This window comes from Micromonospora sp. SL4-19, from assembly GCF_047921475.1.
Lineage (GTDB): Bacteria > Actinomycetota > Actinomycetes > Mycobacteriales > Micromonosporaceae > Micromonospora.
In genome coordinates, this window is sequence record NZ_JBLROB010000020.1 from 46,641 (window position 1) to 63,600 (window position 16,960).

Below are 16,960 nucleotides of genomic sequence, written 5' to 3' on the forward strand. Positions count from 1 at the left end.
GATACGGTCCACCGATGCCGATGTTCCATGCGCCCCAGGTGATCCTGTTCAGCGAGGACGTCACCCGGGCAGCCGCCTTCTACGCCGGGCTCGGCTTCACCGAGGCCTTCCGGGTGCCCACCGAGGGCGAGCCGATCCACGTCGACCTCACCCTCGACGGCTACCGGATCGGCATCGCGTCGGTGGCGTCCACCCGCGACGACCACGGCCTCGACCCGGTGCCGTCGGGCCAGCGCGCGGCGGTCGTCCTCTGGACCGACGACACCGCCGCCGCGTACGCCAAGCTGACCACGGACGGGGCGCCGGCCCTCGCGGCCCCGCACGTCTGGCTCGACCGGCTGCTCATCGCCTGGACGGCCGACCCGGACGGCAACCCGATCCAGCTTGTCCAGCACCTGCCGGGTCGATAACCGTCCGGTACGCGGGATCGCCGGGCCCAGGAGGGACCGGCGATCACCGCTGGTGCGGCTACGCGATGCGACGGATCCTTCGGATGGCGAAATAGATCAGGAGCAGGGCGAGCACGACGAAGATGCCGGTCTCGATGCCCTGGAAGAGCCAGAACCGGCTCCCCGGTTGGTAGAGCTGCCAGTTGTAGGCGCCCGGCCCGAGGCCCAGCTCAGCACCGCAGGCCTCGCCGGTCGGCCCTTTACCGCCCGGCGGGCAGGCGATATGGGTGTCGGCCGCCACCATTCGGCCGTCGGCGTTGCGGACCCCGCTGGAGAGGATCCAATCGCCCCGGGACATGAGCGGTTGGTCCGTTCCTTCGATGGGAGAGGTGAGGGTGCGGGCGGGTTGGTAGTGCGGCCTGGCCAGGATGGCCACCGCTGCCCGTACGCCGACGAATCCGACGAGGGTGATGCCCATGGCGGGCAGCATCCGGCGCCAGACGGTGCCGGCGAAGATGCCGAGCGCCACGGCGAAGAGGGTGTAGCCGATCGGGGCGACGCCCTGCAGGTCAAAGACAATGACGCCCATCCGGCCCTCGTGTGCGGCCTGGGTGAGCGGGCTGACCCACCAGGACATGCCCAGCCCGTAGCAGACGGCGAGGGCGAGCACGGCCGCGCCGACGAGCCCGAACTTCGCCAGCGCCCAGCGGGTGCGGCCGACGCCCTGGGTCCAGACGAATCGGTGCGTGCCGTGTTCCACCTCCCGGGCGACCAGCGGGGCGCCCCAGAACAGGCCGACCAGGATCGGCAGGACGAGCAGCAGGACGGCCACCAGATTCAGGCTGCCGTACCGGGTCGTGAACTGGCGGAACGCCCCGTCACAGCTGCCTACGGTTTCCCTGGCCGCGTCGGGGTCGGCCAGCTGGCGCACGCAGTCGGGCAGGCCGAGGTCGGTGAACGTGTGCCGCATCGACAGGCCGATGGGGATCATCAGCGCGGCGAGCGCCGCGAACGCGATGAGGGTGAACAGGGCTTGCTTGCGGTGTTGCCGCCAGGTCAGCCAGATCATGCCGGCACCCCCCACTCGGTGTGACTCGCCGCCGTTTCGCCGTCGGCCAGGTAGGCCAGGATGATGTCCTCCAGGCCGACCTCGCGGGCGGTCCAGGCGGGATCGTTGATCGCACCGCTGGTGCGGACCAGCAGCGTGGACTGTCGGTCGGTGTGGCTGGCCCGGACCACCGCGGCGACCCCGTCGAGCGGGCTGCCGTCGTGCCGGGGGCCCACCAACTGCCGGTGCTCGGCGACGAGGTCGTCGACCGGGCCGGCGAGTTGCACCTGGGCGGATTGCAGCACGATCAGGTAGTCGCAGACCCGCTCCAGGTCCGCCAGCAGGTGCGACGAGAGCAGGACGGTGGTGCCGGCGTCGGCCACGCTGCCCATCAGCGACTGCAGGAACTCCCGCCGGGCCAGCGGATCCAGGCTGGCGACCGGCTCGTCGAGCAGCAGCAGCCGTGGTCGTTTGGCCAGCGCGAGCGCGAGCGCCACCTGGGCGCGCTGCCCGCCGGACAGCTTGCCGACCGGCCGGTTGGGTGGGATGCCGAGCTGGGCCAGCCGATGACGGGCCAGGGCGGCGTCCCACCGCCGGTTCAACTTCGCGCCGACGGTGACCAGTTCCGCGGCACTGAAGTCCCGGTAGAGCGGGGTGTCCTGGGCGACGAACCCGATGTCGGCCAGGGTGCTCGTGTTGTTGTAGGGCGACTCGCCGAACACCCGCACGGCCCCCGCGTCCGGGCGGAGCAGGCCGACGGCCAGGTGCAGCAGGGTGCTCTTGCCCGCGCCGTTCGGCCCGACCAGGGCGGCGACCTTCCCGGCCGGCAGGTGCAGCGAGCAGTCTCGCAGCGCCCAGGTGCTGCCGTAACGCTTGCCTAGCTGGTCGGCCTCCAGGACCACGTCCATCCTCTGTCCTCTCTTCCGCTCACGCGGGCTCCTTCTGCGGTGCTTCGTCGGCGAGTGCGGCCCGCATGGTGGTCTCCACGAGGGCGACGACATCCTCGGGGGTGAGCCCCGCGGCCCGCGCCCGGTGCAGCCAGGCCACCAGGTCTTCGCGCAGCTCGGCCTGATTGGGCAGGGACGCGCCCGCCAGGGTCCGCTCGACGAACGTGCCGACCCCGGGTCGGCCGCCGACCAGGCCCTCGATCTCCAATTCGCGGTACGCCTTGAGCACCGTGTTCGGGTTGATCGCCAACGACTGCGCGACGTCGCGAACCTTGGGCAACTGGTCACCCGGCGCCAACAGGCCGACCCTCAGCGCCTGTTTCACCTGCTGCACCAACTGCATGTAGGTGTTCACCTTCGACCGGCTGTCCAGCACAAACTCGATCACCCAGGACGATCCTCTCTATTGTCCTACGGCAGTAGGACTATGAGACAGCGTTGCCGCGAATCTCGTCGCTGTCAAGCACTGCAATGGCGCGTCACCCGGATGACACCCCTGGCGACCCGACGGCGGACCGTCGACATGCATGGCCACCAGCAGGTCGTACGCTGAGATCCGTGGTGGCTTCGATCGACCGCGTCCAGGTGCTCGGTTTCCGCGCGCGCGCCCAGCAGTTGGACCGTCCAGAAGGCACGTTGGCCGGCACCGCCGTTCTCGACATCGGCGTACAGGACACCGGGCCGGACGGCGGGCTGTGGGCGCTGCGCAACCGCGGACTGGACGGCCCAGCCCTCTCCGACCGTGGCCTGGCCACGCTGTGGACCGTGCGCGGCGCTCCACACCTCTACCGCCGCCGGGATCTGCCGCAGGTCGCCGCTGCCGTCGCACCGTTCTCCGACCCCGACGCCGGCAAGCGCATCTACGACGCGGCCAAGCCGTTGAAGGCCGCCGGCATCGGCAACCTCGCCGCGCTGGACGCCGTCGCCGCCGCGATGCGATCGGTGGTGACCGAGCCGCTGGTCAAAGGCGAGGTGTCCGCCCGGGTGGCCGCTTTGATGGATGCTCCCTACCTGCGGTTCTGCCGGCCGTGCAACGCCACCCACCTCTACGAGATGCCGTTCCGGCTCGCGGCATTGCGCGCCGGACTGGAACTGCGGGCCGGCACCTCCCCGCCGGTGCTGCAACCCATCGCCGGCTTCCGGCCCGCGGACCACGTCCCGGAACGGTTCGACCTGATCCGCGCCTACCTGCGGCTGCTCGGCCCGGCCACCCCCAAGCAGGTCGCCGACTACCTCGACGCGCCGGTCAAGGACGTCAAGGCCCGCTGGCCGGACGAGGCCGTCGAGGTGTCCGTCGCCGGCGAGACCCGGTGGGTGCTGCCCGCCGACGCCGACCGGTTCGACGCGCCACGAGTCCAGATCGTCCGGCTGCTCGGCCCGTTCGACCTGTTCCTGCAGGCCAAGGACCGCCCGACGCTGGTCGACGACCCGGCCCGAGCAAAGGTCCTCTGGCCGGTGCTCGGCCGGCCCGGCGCGGTGATCGCCGACGGCGAGGTCGCCGGCACCTGGCGCCCGCGCCAGTCCGGCAGGAAGCTGACCGTGCAGGTGCAGTTGTGGTCGAAGGCCTCCACCCGCACCCGGGCCGCCATCGCCGAGCAGGCCGAGCGGCTGGCCGCGCACCGGCAGGTCCAGCTGGCCAGGGCGGACTTCACCGAGTGACCCTCGCGCAGCGAGCGCGCCCGGACGCCGAAGGCGCCTACCGGGCCTGAGCACCCTCGGCATCCGCCTCGACCTCGGCTCGCTCCGCCACGCGGAATTCGCCTGCGTAGGAAATCTACCCCACCAGACATTGACTTCGGTGATTTTCAACACAACAATCGCCATCTATATCGACATCCATCGTTGTCGATCAATGACCTGGGAGGAGGTACCCATGGCAGCTCTAACAGGCGAGATGTCCTGGTTCTGCTGCGGCAGCGCCTGGGGTCCCTGCGGTACCGCGGGCGGCGGCGCCTGCGGCACCTGCAAATCCGGCAACTACCAGCACGCCTGGCCCAACGCCTCGGACGCATGCTTCTCCATCACCCGCCCGGACCGCTGCGGTGTCAGCATGAGCCGCCGCACCTGCGGCTTCCGGCAGTACACCACCAACCCCTGCAGCGGGAAGCGGGTCGGCACCACGATCGCCGACTGCGGCCCGCAGACCGACCTGTGGTGCGGCGAGCGCACCTGCTGCGGCGCATCCTGCGGCACCAACCGGATCATCGACCTGACGCCCGCGGCGTACAGCGCGATCGCCAGTCTCTCCACCGGGCTGCGGCCCTGCTCGGTCGACATCGTCTGAACGGGAGGGCATCACGATGAAGCAGATCCTGGACCGCCGCCGCCTGCTCGCCACCGCCGCGCTCGGTGGCCTGGTCGGCGCCACCGGCCTCGGCTCGCTCGCCCCCGAGGCGGCCTTCGCCGCCGAGGCCGTGACCGTCGAGCCCGGCGCTCCGGACCCGAACTTCGCCGAGGGCCGGATCAGCAAGATCTCCGGCAACACGCTGCTGGTCACCGGCTCGGACATGGTGCTGCACTCGATCCGGGTCACCGACGGCACCAGCATCTGGAAGCTGCACCCGACCACCTTCGACCAGGTGGCCGTCGGCGACGGCCTCTACGCCCGCGGTCTCCGCCTCCCCGACGGCACGCTCGCCGCGGACTCCGTCTGGGTCAACATCGTCAATTTGCACGCGCACATCGCGGCGGTCGGCCGCAACATGCTGCACCTCGACCACCAGGGACGCCGGATCGTCGCGCACGTCGTACCGGGACGTTCCGCCGCGGTCTACAACAGCACCCCGGCGGTCAGCGACATGTCGCTGCTTCGGGTCGGCCGGCACGTCCAGGTGCTCGGCGCCTGGCACCCGGACACCAACGAGATCAGTATCGCCACCGTCTACGCCGCCGCCTGATCGGCGGTACTCGGGCGGTGCGCGGCCGCGTGCCGCCCGGGGCACCCCCGGCTGGACAACCCGATGGGAGAACCCATGATCGAACTGATCGCGGCGCTGCAACCACTGGTGGTCGGTGCGGTGCTGGTCTGGTCCGCGCGCGTCAAGCTGTTCAGCCGGCACGCCGCCGCGGCCGCCAACCGGTCGGCACTCACCCGGCTGCTCGGCCAACGCCGGGCGCTGCCCGCGTACCGGCTGCTCGGTGGTGTCGAGCTGAGCCTCGGCGCGCTGCTCCTGCTGCCGCCCGCGCCGCGGCTGGAGGCGGTCGCCGCGACCGCGCTGGCCGTCGGCTTCCTCGCCTACCTGACGTACGCCCGTCGGGTCGCGCCCACGTCGTCGTGCGGCTGCCTGAGCGCCCGGCCGACGCCCGTCACCGGCCGCAGCCTGGGCCGGGCCGGGCTGCTGGTGGTGGCGGGCGGGCTGGCCGTGCTGTCCCCCGGCGGCTGGCCGACCGCGCTCGTCGGGCGCCCGCTGGCCGGCACCGCCGTGCTGCTCGCCGAGCTGGCGTCGGTGGTGGCGTTGTCGCCGGAACTGGACACGGCCTGGCTGCTGCCGCTGCGCCGGTTGCGGGCCCGGCTGACCCACCCCCTGCGCGGCGGCTCCGGCGTGCCGCTGCTCGCCACCGTGCACCAGCTCCAGCTCAGTGACGCCTACCGGCGGGTGTCGCCGCTGCTCCGCTCCGATGTGCGGGAACACTGGGACGACGGCGACTGGCGCTTCGTCGGGCACGCCGCGCACTACCAGGGCCGCCCGGTGACCGCGGTGTTCGCCGTGCCGCTGGCCGACCGGGAGCCGGACGCGGTACGCGTCGCCGTGGTGGATGACGCGACCGGGCACACCCTGCTGAGCCTGGCCGGCACGCCACCGCCCGCCGGCCCCCGGCTCGCCGTCGCCCCGGCGTAGCAACGACGGATGCCTCGACGCCGACGGGAAGTCCGGTCGCGTTCGGACCGGGCAGGACCACCAGGCTCCCGTGGTCCCGCCCGGTCCGGATCCACTCGACGCGCGAGGGCGCCGAGAGCCGGGTCTGCCACCACCCGCAGCGGTACGGTCCCGAAGTGACCACGGAGACCGCCCTACGGCACGCGAGCACCACCACGCTCGACTACTACCTCCTGCACGGCGCGGACGAGATCCAGGCGACCGGGCTGCTGATCGAGGAGTTCGTCCTGGCTGACGATCTTTCCGCGGCACGGCTGCGCAGCGCCGGCTGGACGCCGGCCGACGGCGGCTGGTGGAGCTCAGCCACCTTCGCCCGGGCGATCCGGTCGGACCGGCACGTCCGCGCCCGCCTGACGGCCGTCGACCGCCTCGACGCCGAGACGACCTACCGCGGGCTCGGCGGCGGTACGCTGCCCGACGAGGAAACGCTGCGTGGCCACTTCCACGACGACGCCGAGCTGGCATCCGGAGCGCCGCTGCGGCTGGGCACCGGCCCGGACGTCCACCGGGTGCTCTTCGCCGGCGAGCTGGACAGCCGACAGACCGCCCACCTGTGCGCGCTGCTACGGCTGGACGACGCCCCGGGTCCGGAAGGGACGCGGCCCGGCGTGGTCGGCAGTGGGCGGCTGCGGGTCGACGAGACGAACTTCCGCTGGGACCTGCGACGCGTCGGCGGCGACATCGCATGGTGCATCGACGTGACGTCCGAGCCGGCCGGGGGCGACGCGCTGCGCTGGCTGCTACGCCAGTTCGTCGGCGTCGCGCGTCGCCACGGTCTCGTCCCCGCCACGATCGATCGCCTCTCCTGATCAACGGGGGCAGCCGCGGCCTCACTCCTCGATCGCGCCACCCACCCTGCGCAGGTGCTCCCGGAAGGTCAACGACGGATCGTCCACCCGCCCGGCCAGATACGCCCCGAACCCGACCTGCGCCCGCAGCGACTCGCCGGCCCGGATCCGGTCGGCCTGCCGCCGCTCGACGTCCCGGATGGACTCGGCGAGGTCGAACAGGTCGCCTGTCCGGGCGGCCGGCACGAAGAGCACGCCGTCCTCGTCGGCCAGCGCGACGTCGTCGGGGCCGACCGTCCACTCCCCCACCCGCGCCGAGGTCAACGCGTCCACCGGCAGAGGGTCGAGCCGGCGGGGCCCGGTCGGCGTCGCGCCGAGACTGAACACCGGCAGGCCGACCGCCCGGATATCTGCGGTGTCGCGGTGCAGGCCCCAGACCACCACACCGGCCAGCCCGGCCGTCTGCGCCTCCAGCACCACCAGGTCACCGACGCACGCCTCGTCGACGCGCCCGGCGTTGTCCGCCACCAGCACGTCGCCGGGTGCCGCCCGCTCGATCGCCGCCAGGAAGATGTCGACGCTGCCGACGTGCCGGGCCGGCCGCACCCGCCCGGCCACCTGCCCACCGGGCACCACCGGCCCGATGCCGGCGGGGGCGCAGCGCACCGGGACGCCGGCCCGTAGGCACGCGTCGGCGACGTGGGCAGTGGTCAGCGCGGCGAACCGTTGGCGCAGCCTGTCCGGGTCCATGCTCATGGCCTGACGGTAGTCAGCGAGGACGGCCGCGGGAGAGTCCAGTTGCCGCTCGGTGGCCTGCCCGTCGTACACAGGCGTTTAGTCTCTCGGCGCGTCCCGCCGCGAGGATGTTGATTGCCGCGTTGACGTCCCGGTCGTGGGCAGCCCCGCACGGGCAGGCCCACGACCGGACGGACAGCGATTTGGGTCCGTCGATGCGTCCGCACGCCGAGCACGTCTGGGACGTGGGCGCGAATCGGTTGATCTTCGCGAAGGTGCGCCCGTGCCGGGCGGCCTTGTACTCCAGCATTGCGGTGAACGAAGCCCAACCGGCATCATGCACGGACTTGGCTAGCCGGGTCCGTCCGAGACCAGCCACGCACAGGTCCTCGACGTACACCGCTTGGTTGTCGCGGATGATCGCCGTGGAGAGCTTGTGCTGCCAGTCCCGCCGGGTGTCGGCCACCTTGGCGTGCGCTCGGGCCACCTTGACGACGGCCCTCTTGCGGTTGTTGCTACCCCGCTGCTTACGGGACAGGTCCTGCTGCAACCGCTTGAGCTTGCGAGCAGCGCGGCGCAGGAACTTCGGCCCGGCGATCTTCGTGCCGTCGGACAGGACCGCGAAGTGGGTCAGCCCCAGATCGATGCCCACCTCGGCATTCAAAGGCGGCAGGGGCTCGTCGGTGGTGATCACGACGAACGAGGCGAAGTACCTTCCGGAGGCGTCCTTGACGATCGTGACCGAGCTGGGCGTGACGGGCAGTGTCCGTGACCACCGCACCGCCAGGTCCCCGACCTTCGGCAACCGCAGCCGGCCGTTGTCCAGGACCTTGAATCGGGCGTTGGTGGTGAACCGGATGGCCTGCCGGTTGTCCTTGCGCGATCGGAACCGCGGCGCAGCCGCCTTGCGGCCCTTTCGCTTGCCTGACAGGGAGTTGAAGAAGTTGCGGTACGCGGTGTTCAAGTCCGCCAGGGCCTGCTGGAGTACCACGGCCGACACCTCGCCCAGCCACGCCCGGGACTCAGCCTTCTTCGCCTCCGTGATCACCCGCTTTGACAACTCCCGGTCGGACAGGCGCGGCAGTCCGTGCTCCCGGGCTGCCTGCCGTGCGCGCAGCCCGTCGTTGAACACCACCCGCGCGCACCCGAACGCCCGCGCCAGCGCCTCGCGCTGAACGGCGTCTGGGTAGACGCGAAAGTTGTAACGGAGCTGCACATCGGACAGTTTAGCGTTGGCCTATGACTGACGCCCTGGACGTTCGCACCGGCAGCCATTGCGTTGGCGTGGCTCCACGGCCGGTTTGCTGAGCGCTCGGGGCCTTCCCGGCAACGCGTCGCTGGGGCATGCTGGGTAGATGGGAGAGGTGCGGCCGATACCCAGCTTCGGTGACCTGTTCACCGACCTGCGCGGTGCGGACCGGACGATGCGGGTGAGCTACCACCCTGACCGCGGTGCGGTGGTGCTGTCCCTGTGGAGCGGCACGGTCTGCCGCGGCTCGTTCCGGATGCCCGGCGCCGACGTCCACCGATTGCTCGCCCTGCTCACCGAGATCCAGGAGTCGGTCGCCCCGCCGGAGCCGGCCGCTCCACCACCCGGCGAGGGCCCGGCCGTTGTTGCCGACGAGGCCGCGACCAGCGGCCCGTCTCTCGAGAAGACCGGCGAGATCTCGGGTACGACCCACCGGAGCGTACCGATCCTGCCGGCGCCACGGGTGGCCTGACCGGCTCGCCGCGGCTGTCCCGCGTCGGTTGGCGGTGACTCATCGAAATGTTTCAAACAGTTACCGAACCGGGGCAGCCGCCCTCGCTTCCGCGGGCTACCGTCGTGCTCAGGAATCCGGAAGGGAGGGACGATGCTTCCCGTCTCACCACACAACACCCACCTCCGCCGCTCCGCCACGCATGCAGCGCTCGGGACGGCTCTCCTCGTGGCCGGCCTGGCCGTCCCGGCCTCCCCGGCGTCGGCGGCCGGTCCGACCACCAGCGCCACCACCGTGACGGTCGCCGCCACCAGCAGCCGGCCGGTCCTGCGGCAGGGTTCCAAGGGAACCGCGGTGACCACCCTGCAACGCCGGCTCACCGCGTTGCACTACGACGTCGGCGGGGTCGACGGCATCTTCGGACCGTCGACGTACCACGCGGTCGTCGCCTTCCAGAAGGTGAACAAGCTGTCCCGGGACGGCATCGTCGGGCCGCTCACCTGGGCGGCACTCGACCGTCCGGTCGTCCCCAAGCCGAAGTACACCCACTCCGGCTACTCCGTGGAGGCCAACCTGACCACGCAGGTGGTGTATCTGGCGCGCGGCGGGTCGGTGGTGCGCATCCTGGACGCCTCCAGTGGCAAGGCCAGCACGCCGACCCCGACGGGCAACTACACGGTCCAGCGGCGCATCGACGGCTGGCGGCAGAGCGACCTCGGCCTGCTGTGGCGGCCGAACTACTTCTACCGCGGCTACGCGGTGCACGGGGCCAAGTCGGTGCCGACGTACCCGGCCAGTCACGGGTGCGTGCGGGTGCCCATCCCGGCCATGAACCGGCTCTGGTCGATCATCGGGGTCGGCACACCCGTGCACATCTATCGCTGACGGTCGTCCGGCCGGCGGCTCTCGGGGCATCCCGGGAGCCGCCGTCGCCCGTAGCATCACCATGATGTCGATCCGGCCGATCATGGTCCGCCTGCTCATGCTGGTGGCGGCGGGCCTGTTCCTCGCGGTGGCGTTGACCATCCGCGCCCTGTCCGACGGCCGCCTCGAGCAGTACTCCGGCACGGCCCTCTACGCGTCCATGGTGTACGCCGGGGTGCTGTTCCTGTGGCCGCGCCTGCGCCCGGTGCCGACCGGGGCAGCGGCCATTGCCTTCTGCTGGGCGATGGAGTGCTTCCAGCTCACCGGCGTGCCGGCGGTGTTGTCGGCGCGTAGCCTGCTGGCCCGGCTGGTCCTGGGTGTGCAGTTCGACCCGGTCGACCTGCTCTGGTATCCGGTCGGCGTGGTGCCGCTGGTCGCGCTGCACCACCTGCTGCGCCCACGCGCCGCGCCCGGCGTGCCGTTTGAGGTGGCGGTGGCGGGGAAACCGCGGGCATCCAGCGAGAGAAGGGCCCTGAAGGTGGACGACAACCAGTTCATCGGCCTGGTGGCGAAGCGTACGGGGACGTCGTCGGAGCAGGCGACGGCCCTGATCCGGGCCACACTGACCACCCTGGCGGAACGGATCGACGGCGGCGAGGCGCGTCATCTGGCCGGTCAGCTGCCGCCGGGTCTGCGGCCGTACGCTTTCGCCTCCGGTGAGACCGCCGAGCGGTTCGGGCTCGACGTCTTCGTGGAGCGGGTCAGCGGACGCGCCGACGTCGACGTGACGAAGGCCAAGGACGGGGTGACGGCGGTGCTAGACGTCCTCCGCGAGGCCATCTCGCCCGACGGGTACGAGGACGTCGTCTCGCAGCTCCCGGCGGAGTACGGCGAGGTCGCCGACCTGACCGCGCCCTTCGTCGAGCGAACGCGCTGAACGGGCTCGGGGAGATCGCGGTGACCGCAAACGGGGACGAGCAGGCTGATCCGCTGCGGCGGCCGCCGGACGCCGACGCGCAGGAGCAGCGGCAGGACGAGACCGTGGTCGGCCCGCCGGACACGGTCTCGGACGCCGTGCCGGAGGCGTCCGAGGCGGACCTGGCGGAGCAGGGTGTCCTACGCTCGCCAAGTGACCAGGCCGGTCTGGCCGCCGCTGTGCCGGGCGACGACACCAACCCCGCCGACGCACTGGAGCAGAACCAGGAGATTCCGGTGCCCGACGAGGATCGCCGAGGCTGAGCGCACCCGTCAGCGGTCGGGGCTGTCGGCGGGCGCCATGATGCGCAGCGCGTTCGGGTCCAGGCCGATGCGGATGGGGGTCTCGCCGTACAGCTCGCCGTCGACCTCGACGGGGGCGGGCCGGTCGGTCTCCAGCCAGAGTTGGCGCACGGCGAGGAACGGGGCGTCGCCGAGCGTGCGGCGGTGCCCGGTCGCGGCGTTGCGGGCCGTTTCCCGCAGCAGGCCGCGGCGCGCCGGGCCGCCGACGGGATACGCGACCAGCAGCCGGTCGTCGGCGTTGGCGTCCGCGGTGATGGGCCGGCCGGCGTGGAAGCCGCCGTTGGCCACGTACAGCTGGTGGCTGACGAACTCGTGCTCGCGCCCCTCGGCGCGGACGGTGGCGCGCAATGGCCGGTGCCGGGTGAGCAGCGCCAGGGCGGTCATCGGGTACGCGAGCCGCCCGGTGACCCGCTTGAGTCTCGGCGGCGTCCGGAGCATCACGTCGGCGGAGAGGCCGATCCCGACGTGGTTGGTGAATCGCATGGCGCCCACCAGGCCGAGGTCGACGTCGATCACCTTCCCGGTGGTGAGGACCCCGACGGCGGCGTCAAGGTCGAGCGGGATGGCGACGGTGCGGGCGAAGTTGTTGGTGGTGCCCAGCGGCAGCAGGCCGAGCGCGATGTCGCGGTGGGCGAGCAGCCGGGCGGCGGTGCCGATGGTGCCGTCACCGCCGCCGGCGACCAGGAGGTCCGGCCCGAGGTCGGCGGCCTCGGCGAGGCGCTGTTCGAGCTCGCCGGGCCGGTCGACCGGATACGCGCCGAGCAGCGTGTAGCCCGCCGCCACCAGCCGCGACCGGGCGCCCTCGTAGAGCTGGCGGCCCCGGCGGGAGTGGGCGTTGACGACCAGCGCCGCTTGCCGCTCCCCCCGGATCGCCGCCCCCAGCTGCTGCTTGGTCCGCATGACGCTCGACCCTATCCGTCGAGCGCCGGTCAGGTGGTGAACGGCGGGCCGGCCGGCTCCGGTCAGTGCACGGCCACCGCCACGGCGGCCAGCTCGAGCTCGGCCAGCCGCGCGGGTCGTACGACCGTGAGCAGGACGACCGTCGCTGCGACCATGCCGCCGGCCACCACCGCGGCCATCGCCACGCTGCCGGTGCCGAGCGCGCCGAGCACCGGCGCGGCCACCGCTCCGACGCCGAACTGCACCGCGCCGAGCAGTGCGGCCGCGGTGCCGGCCGCCTCCCCGTGGCGGGACAGTGCCAGGGCGGGTGCGTTCGGCAGGGCGAGCCCCGCCGCGGCGAGCACCACCCACAGCGCGGCCAGAATGCCGGCGAGGCCGCCGAAGCCGGTGGCGGCGACGACGAGCAGCACGACGCCGGCCGCGGTGCCGACGCCCAGCGCGGTGACGAGGATCCGCTGCGGCGTGTACCGGCGCAGCAGCCGCACGTTGAGTTGGGTGGCCGTGATCAGGCCGACGGCGCCGGCGCCGAAAGCGAGCCCGAACTGCTGCTCGTCGAGCCCGTACTGCTGCTGGAAGACGAACGACGACCCGGCCACGTACGCGAATAGGGCCGCCATGGCGAGTCCGGCGACCAGCACGAGGCCGACGAACGTCCGGTCGCGCAGCAGTGTGCCGTAGTCCCGCACGGTGGCGCTCACCCCGCCGTGGCGGCGCCGCTCGGGCGGCAGGGTCTCCTCGAGCCCGAAGGCCGCGACGGTGATCAGCAGTACGCCGAAGACGGCGAGGGCCACGAACACACCCCGCCAGTCCGACCAGCGCAGCAGCGCGCTGCCGAGGGTGGGGGCCAGGATCGGGGCCGCTCCCATCACCAGCATCAGGCGGGAGAAGAGCTTGGCGAAGGCGGCGCCGCTGAACAGGTCGCGGACGACCGCCATCGCCACCACGGAACTGGCGGCCACGCCCAGCCCCTGCAGTACGCGCAGCGTGCCGACCATCCCGATGTTCGGTGCGATCGCGCACAGCAGCGACGCCACGATGTGCAGCCCGATGCCGGCGAGCAGCGGCGCCCGCCGCCCCACCGCGTCGGACAGCGGGCCGATCAGCAACTGGCCGAGGGCGAGGCCCGCGAGGGTGCCGGTCAGGGTCAGTTGGACGGCCGCCGACGTCGTGTGCAGGTCGGTGGTGATGGCCGGGAGGGCGGGCAGGTACATGTCGATGGTCAGCGGCCCGATGGCGATCAGCGAGCCGAGGACGAGGACGAGCCGCAGCCGTTGCCGGGTGCTCATCAGGTCACCGGCCAGCTGGGGCGTGGATGTCTCGATCATTTCGACGGTCGCGGTCATGAGACCAGGCCCGTCCGGACCCGGGCGGAGATCAGTGCAGCGGTCACACCTGCCACCAAATCGCTGACGGGTGATCTCATTCCCGGTTGGCCGGAAGGTGCCTCAGCTCACACCGCCCGGCGAACGCTTGGCCGCCTCGTTCGTTGAACCGGTACCCGCCCCGAGACAGTCGCAGAACTGGAGGACACGGTGCCGGACTATCCGAAGGCGATCACGCCGGTCGACCGCATCGAACCGGTGCCGCGCCGGATCCGCGCTTTCCTGGCCGGCGAGCCGGTGCTGGACACCACGCGGGCGCGATATGTGTGGGAAATGCCGTTCTACCCGCAGTACTACGTCCCGGCGGCCGACGTGAACCGCGCTCTCCTGATCGACGAGCAGCGGACCGAGGATTCGCGGCGCGGTGCCGCGCGGGTGTTCGGGCTGCTCGCGGCCGGGACCTCCCGTGACTCGTGCGCACGATGGTTCGGCGACGACGCGCTGCCCGGGCTGGCGGACACGATCCGGTTCGACTGGGCGGCCATGGACGGCTGGTTCGAGGAGGACGAGGAGGTCTTCGTCCATCCCCGCAACCCGTACGCCCGGGTGGACGCGCTGCGGTCCACCCGCAGCGTACGGGTGGAACTGGACGGGGCGGTGCTGGCCGAGTCGACGTCGCCGGTGCTGGTCTTCGAGACCGGCCTGCCGACCCGCTACTACCTCAACCGCACCGACGTGAACTTCGGCCATCTCGTACCGTCGGAGACCAGGACGTCCTGCCCGTACAAGGGCCGGACCAGCGACTACTGGTCGGTACGCGTCGACGGCACGGTGCACCCGGACCTGGCCTGGTCCTACGCCTTCCCCACCGGAGCGCTGCTGCCGATCGCCGGCCTGGTCGCGTTCTACAACGAGAAGGTCGACCTGATCGTGGACGGGGAGCGGCTGAGCCGACCGAAGACGCACTTCTCCTGAGCGACACCGCCGGCGGCATCTTCGGGACGACTGGCAATATCCTTCATCTCTCACCTATGTGATGGAAACCGTTGACAGCGGTCGGTGCCCCCTTGATACTCGCGGCTGGCCTGAGGAGGCCCCACTGCGGGAAGCACAGGAGGCGAGCGCGTGAAGGTCCTGGGCATGATCTCCGGTACGTCCCACGACGGCATCGACGTGGCGGCGGTCGACTTCACGCTGCACGACGGAGTCCTGCACGGCACCATCGGGTACGCCGGCAGCTCGCCCTATCCGGAGGAGCTGCGGGTCCGGCTGATGCGGGCCCTGCCCCCGTCGGCGTTGACCTTCGCCGAGGCGTGTGAGCTGGACACGCTGATCGGTCAGGCGTTCGCCGAGGTGGCGGCCGACGCGGCCCGACGGGCCGGTGGGGTCGAGCTGATCTGCTCGCACGGCCAGACCGTCTACCACTGGGTGCAGGGGCGCCAGGTGCTGGGCACCCTGCAGATCGGGCAGCCGGCCTGGATCGCCGAGCGCACCGGCGTCCCGGTCGTCGCCGACGTACGGGTGCGCGACGTGGTCGCCGGAGGCCAGGGCGCGCCGCTGGTGTCGATGACGGACGTCCTGCTGCTCTCCGGCGTGCCAGGCCGGCCGGCCGCCCTCAACCTGGGCGGCATCGCCAACATGACCGTGCTGCGGCCGGTCGACGGCGGCGACCCGGTGGCCTACGACACCGGGCCGGCGAACGCGCTGATCGACGCCGCGGTCGTGCGGGCCAGCCGCGGCCGACTGCGCTACGACGAGGACGGCCGCCTCGCCGCCGGCGGCCGGGTGGACGAGGCCCTGCTCACCGAACTGCTCGACGAGCCGTACTACCGGCTCGACCCGCCGAAGACCACCGGCAAGGAACTGTTCCACGCCGAATACCTGGCGGCGGCGCTGCGGGTGCACCCTGACCTGCCGGACGCGGACGTCGCCGCCACGCTGACCGCGCTCACCGCGCAGACAGTGGCCGACCAGGTACGCCGGCACCGGATCGACACCCTCGTCGCCTCAGGCGGGGGCTGCGCCAATCCGACGCTGATGGCGATGCTGCGAAAGCGGCTGACCGGGGTACGGGTCACCACCACCGACGAGTTCGGCGCGCCGACCGACACCAAGGAGGCGATCGCCTTCGCGCTGATCGGCTGGCACACCGCGCACGGTCTGCCCGCCACCGTGGCGTCGTGTACCGGTGCCACCGGGGCCAGGGTGCTCGGCGCCATCGTGCCCGGCGCCCTCCCGCTGCGCCTGCCCCCGCCCCTGGCCACCTCCCCCACCGGGTTGCGCCTGGCCGGAGCCGTCCGATGAGCGCCCTTCTCGACCTCGCGAGCCTCCGCGTGTCGGCCGGTCCGGCGGCATCGACCGGGAGATCGTGCACGGGGTCGACCTGACCGTCGAGGCCGGGGAGACCGTGGCCGTCGTGGGCGGGAGCGACGCGTCCACGCGTCCTCGTCCTGCGTCTCTCAGATGGTGCCCGGATCGCTGGGCGCGATCTGCGCAAGATGCGTGGCGACGACGGCCCTGCCGGCCTCGCCCGACATCCGGCCGGGCCGCAGGACGGCGTGCAGGATCACCCCGTCGACGAGCGCGTACAACCGCTCAGCCTCGACCTGCTGATCCAGCTCGGGTCGTAGCGCGTCGGTGTCCGCCAGCCGTCCGATCATCATCTGGAACGCCTCGGCCAGGCGCGTGTCGATCTCCTCACGGAGGCTGGCGAGGGCCGGTTCCACGACCGCGCGAGCGGTGAACGCCAACCACACCTCGCACTCGCCGCGCCGCTGCCGGTCCAGCGGCAGCATTTCGTCGATCATCGCGAGCACCACGCGTCGCTGGTCGCCCAGGGTGTCCACGGCCCGCATCCGTGCCTCGATCCGCTCCCCCACGAGGCGCAGCGCGAAGCCGAGCAGCTCGGACTGGGTGGCGAAGTAGTGCCGTAGCGAGCCCATGGAGAGGCCGGCCTCGCGCGCCACGTTACGCACCGACGCCTCTTCCAGCCCGTCGCGCATGACGACCCGCCACACCGCTTCCGCGAGTTCGGTACGACGGGCCTCCGCATCCACCAGCTTCGGCATCTCGCCTTTATAGCACAGTCGTGCTACGTTCCGGTTCTAACAC

20 protein-coding genes are annotated in these 16,960 nt (G+C 71.9%); 12 read left to right on the forward strand and 8 right to left on the reverse strand.

Annotated features, from left to right (window positions below):
• Positions 1 to 14: 14 nt before the first annotated feature.
• A complete protein-coding gene (locus tag ACNAVT_RS21825; RefSeq protein ID WP_416298983.1) occupies positions 15 to 410 on the forward strand; it encodes a VOC family protein in 396 nt (131 codons plus the stop codon).
• A 58-nt stretch (positions 411 to 468) separates the two neighbouring features.
• Here ACNAVT_RS21825 and ACNAVT_RS21830 read toward each other — a convergent pair whose 3' ends face one another.
• From ACNAVT_RS21830 to ACNAVT_RS21840, 3 genes are read right to left on the reverse strand one after another with little or no spacing between them, the layout of a single operon-like run.
• A complete protein-coding gene (locus ACNAVT_RS21830) occupies positions 469 to 1,458 on the reverse strand; it encodes an ABC transporter permease (protein WP_416298985.1) in 990 nt (329 codons plus the stop codon).
• A complete protein-coding gene (locus ACNAVT_RS21835; RefSeq protein WP_416298987.1) occupies positions 1,455 to 2,345 on the reverse strand; it encodes an ABC transporter ATP-binding protein in 891 nt (296 codons plus the stop codon). Before ACNAVT_RS21835 ends, ACNAVT_RS21830 begins: the two co-directional genes overlap by 4 nt.
• 19 nt (positions 2,346 to 2,364) lie before the next feature.
• Positions 2,365 to 2,772: a GntR family transcriptional regulator gene (locus ACNAVT_RS21840; protein ID WP_416298989.1), complete on the reverse strand. Its 408-nt coding sequence runs from the start codon at positions 2,770 to 2,772 to the stop codon at positions 2,365 to 2,367.
• Positions 2,773 to 2,942: 170 nt separating this feature from the next.
• Here ACNAVT_RS21840 and ACNAVT_RS21845 point away from each other — a divergent pair, with 170 nt between their 5' ends.
• From ACNAVT_RS21845 to ACNAVT_RS21865, 5 genes are all read left to right on the forward strand, one after another.
• Entirely contained in the window at positions 2,943 to 4,043 is a 1,101-nt protein-coding gene (locus ACNAVT_RS21845) for a winged helix DNA-binding domain-containing protein (RefSeq protein WP_416298990.1), read from the forward strand.
• Between the two features lie 214 nt (positions 4,044 to 4,257).
• Positions 4,258 to 4,668: a hypothetical protein gene (locus ACNAVT_RS21850; RefSeq protein ID WP_416298992.1), complete on the forward strand. Its 411-nt coding sequence runs from the start codon at positions 4,258 to 4,260 to the stop codon at positions 4,666 to 4,668.
• 16 nt (positions 4,669 to 4,684) lie between these two features.
• A complete protein-coding gene (locus ACNAVT_RS21855) occupies positions 4,685 to 5,281 on the forward strand; it encodes a cell wall protein (protein ID WP_416298993.1) in 597 nt (198 codons plus the stop codon).
• Positions 5,282 to 5,356: 75 nt separating this feature from the next.
• A complete protein-coding gene (locus ACNAVT_RS21860) occupies positions 5,357 to 6,223 on the forward strand; it encodes a MauE/DoxX family redox-associated membrane protein (protein WP_416298995.1) in 867 nt (288 codons plus the stop codon).
• Between the two features lie 155 nt (positions 6,224 to 6,378).
• On the forward strand, positions 6,379 to 7,071 hold the full coding sequence (locus tag ACNAVT_RS21865; RefSeq protein WP_416298996.1) for a hypothetical protein: 693 nt from the start codon (positions 6,379 to 6,381) through the stop codon (positions 7,069 to 7,071).
• Positions 7,072 to 7,092: 21 nt separating this feature from the next.
• On the opposite strand, the gene ACNAVT_RS21870 is transcribed toward ACNAVT_RS21865, so the two are convergent.
• Both ACNAVT_RS21870 and ACNAVT_RS21875 read right to left on the reverse strand, forming a co-directional pair.
• Complete coding sequence (locus tag ACNAVT_RS21870) at positions 7,093 to 7,806, reverse strand: RraA family protein (protein WP_416298997.1); 714 nt, start codon at positions 7,804 to 7,806, stop codon at positions 7,093 to 7,095.
• Between the two features lie 13 nt (positions 7,807 to 7,819).
• Complete coding sequence (locus tag ACNAVT_RS21875) at positions 7,820 to 9,001, reverse strand: RNA-guided endonuclease InsQ/TnpB family protein (protein WP_416298998.1); 1,182 nt, start codon at positions 8,999 to 9,001, stop codon at positions 7,820 to 7,822.
• Between the two features lie 139 nt (positions 9,002 to 9,140).
• Between ACNAVT_RS21875 and ACNAVT_RS21880 the strand changes: the two genes are divergently transcribed.
• From ACNAVT_RS21880 to ACNAVT_RS21895, 4 genes are all read left to right on the forward strand, one after another.
• A complete protein-coding gene (locus ACNAVT_RS21880) occupies positions 9,141 to 9,506 on the forward strand; it encodes a hypothetical protein (RefSeq protein WP_416298999.1) in 366 nt (121 codons plus the stop codon).
• Between the two features lie 132 nt (positions 9,507 to 9,638).
• A complete protein-coding gene (locus tag ACNAVT_RS21885) occupies positions 9,639 to 10,370 on the forward strand; it encodes a L,D-transpeptidase family protein (RefSeq protein ID WP_416299000.1) in 732 nt (243 codons plus the stop codon).
• A gap of 64 nt (positions 10,371 to 10,434) precedes the next feature.
• Positions 10,435 to 11,286, forward strand: coding sequence for a DUF2809 domain-containing protein (locus ACNAVT_RS21890; RefSeq protein ID WP_416299001.1), 852 nt, complete (start codon positions 10,435 to 10,437; stop codon positions 11,284 to 11,286).
• 20 nt (positions 11,287 to 11,306) lie between these two features.
• Positions 11,307 to 11,588: a hypothetical protein gene (locus ACNAVT_RS21895; RefSeq protein WP_416299002.1), complete on the forward strand. Its 282-nt coding sequence runs from the start codon at positions 11,307 to 11,309 to the stop codon at positions 11,586 to 11,588.
• A 9-nt stretch (positions 11,589 to 11,597) separates the two neighbouring features.
• Here ACNAVT_RS21895 and ACNAVT_RS21900 read toward each other — a convergent pair whose 3' ends face one another.
• On the reverse strand, positions 11,598 to 12,527 hold the full coding sequence (locus ACNAVT_RS21900) for a diacylglycerol/lipid kinase family protein (protein WP_416299003.1): 930 nt from the start codon (positions 12,525 to 12,527) through the stop codon (positions 11,598 to 11,600).
• Positions 12,528 to 12,589: 62 nt separating this feature from the next.
• Positions 12,590 to 13,813, reverse strand: a complete 1,224-nt coding sequence (locus tag ACNAVT_RS21905; protein WP_416299055.1) for a multidrug effflux MFS transporter — start codon at positions 13,811 to 13,813, stop codon at positions 12,590 to 12,592.
• A gap of 246 nt (positions 13,814 to 14,059) precedes the next feature.
• On the opposite strand from ACNAVT_RS21905, the gene ACNAVT_RS21910 reads away from it, so the two are divergent.
• Complete coding sequence (locus ACNAVT_RS21910; RefSeq protein ID WP_416299004.1) at positions 14,060 to 14,824, forward strand: DUF427 domain-containing protein; 765 nt, start codon at positions 14,060 to 14,062, stop codon at positions 14,822 to 14,824.
• 165 nt (positions 14,825 to 14,989) lie between these two features.
• Positions 14,990 to 16,153, forward strand: coding sequence for an anhydro-N-acetylmuramic acid kinase (locus ACNAVT_RS21915; protein ID WP_416299005.1), 1,164 nt, complete (start codon positions 14,990 to 14,992; stop codon positions 16,151 to 16,153).
• 155 nt (positions 16,154 to 16,308) lie between these two features.
• Here the strand turns inward: ACNAVT_RS21915 and ACNAVT_RS21920 are convergent, their stop codons facing one another.
• The gene (locus ACNAVT_RS21920) at positions 16,309 to 16,917 is read right to left on the reverse strand and encodes a TetR/AcrR family transcriptional regulator (protein ID WP_416299006.1); all 609 of its coding nucleotides are present in this window, start codon (positions 16,915 to 16,917) and stop codon (positions 16,309 to 16,311) included.
• Positions 16,918 to 16,960: the final 43 nt, after the last annotated feature.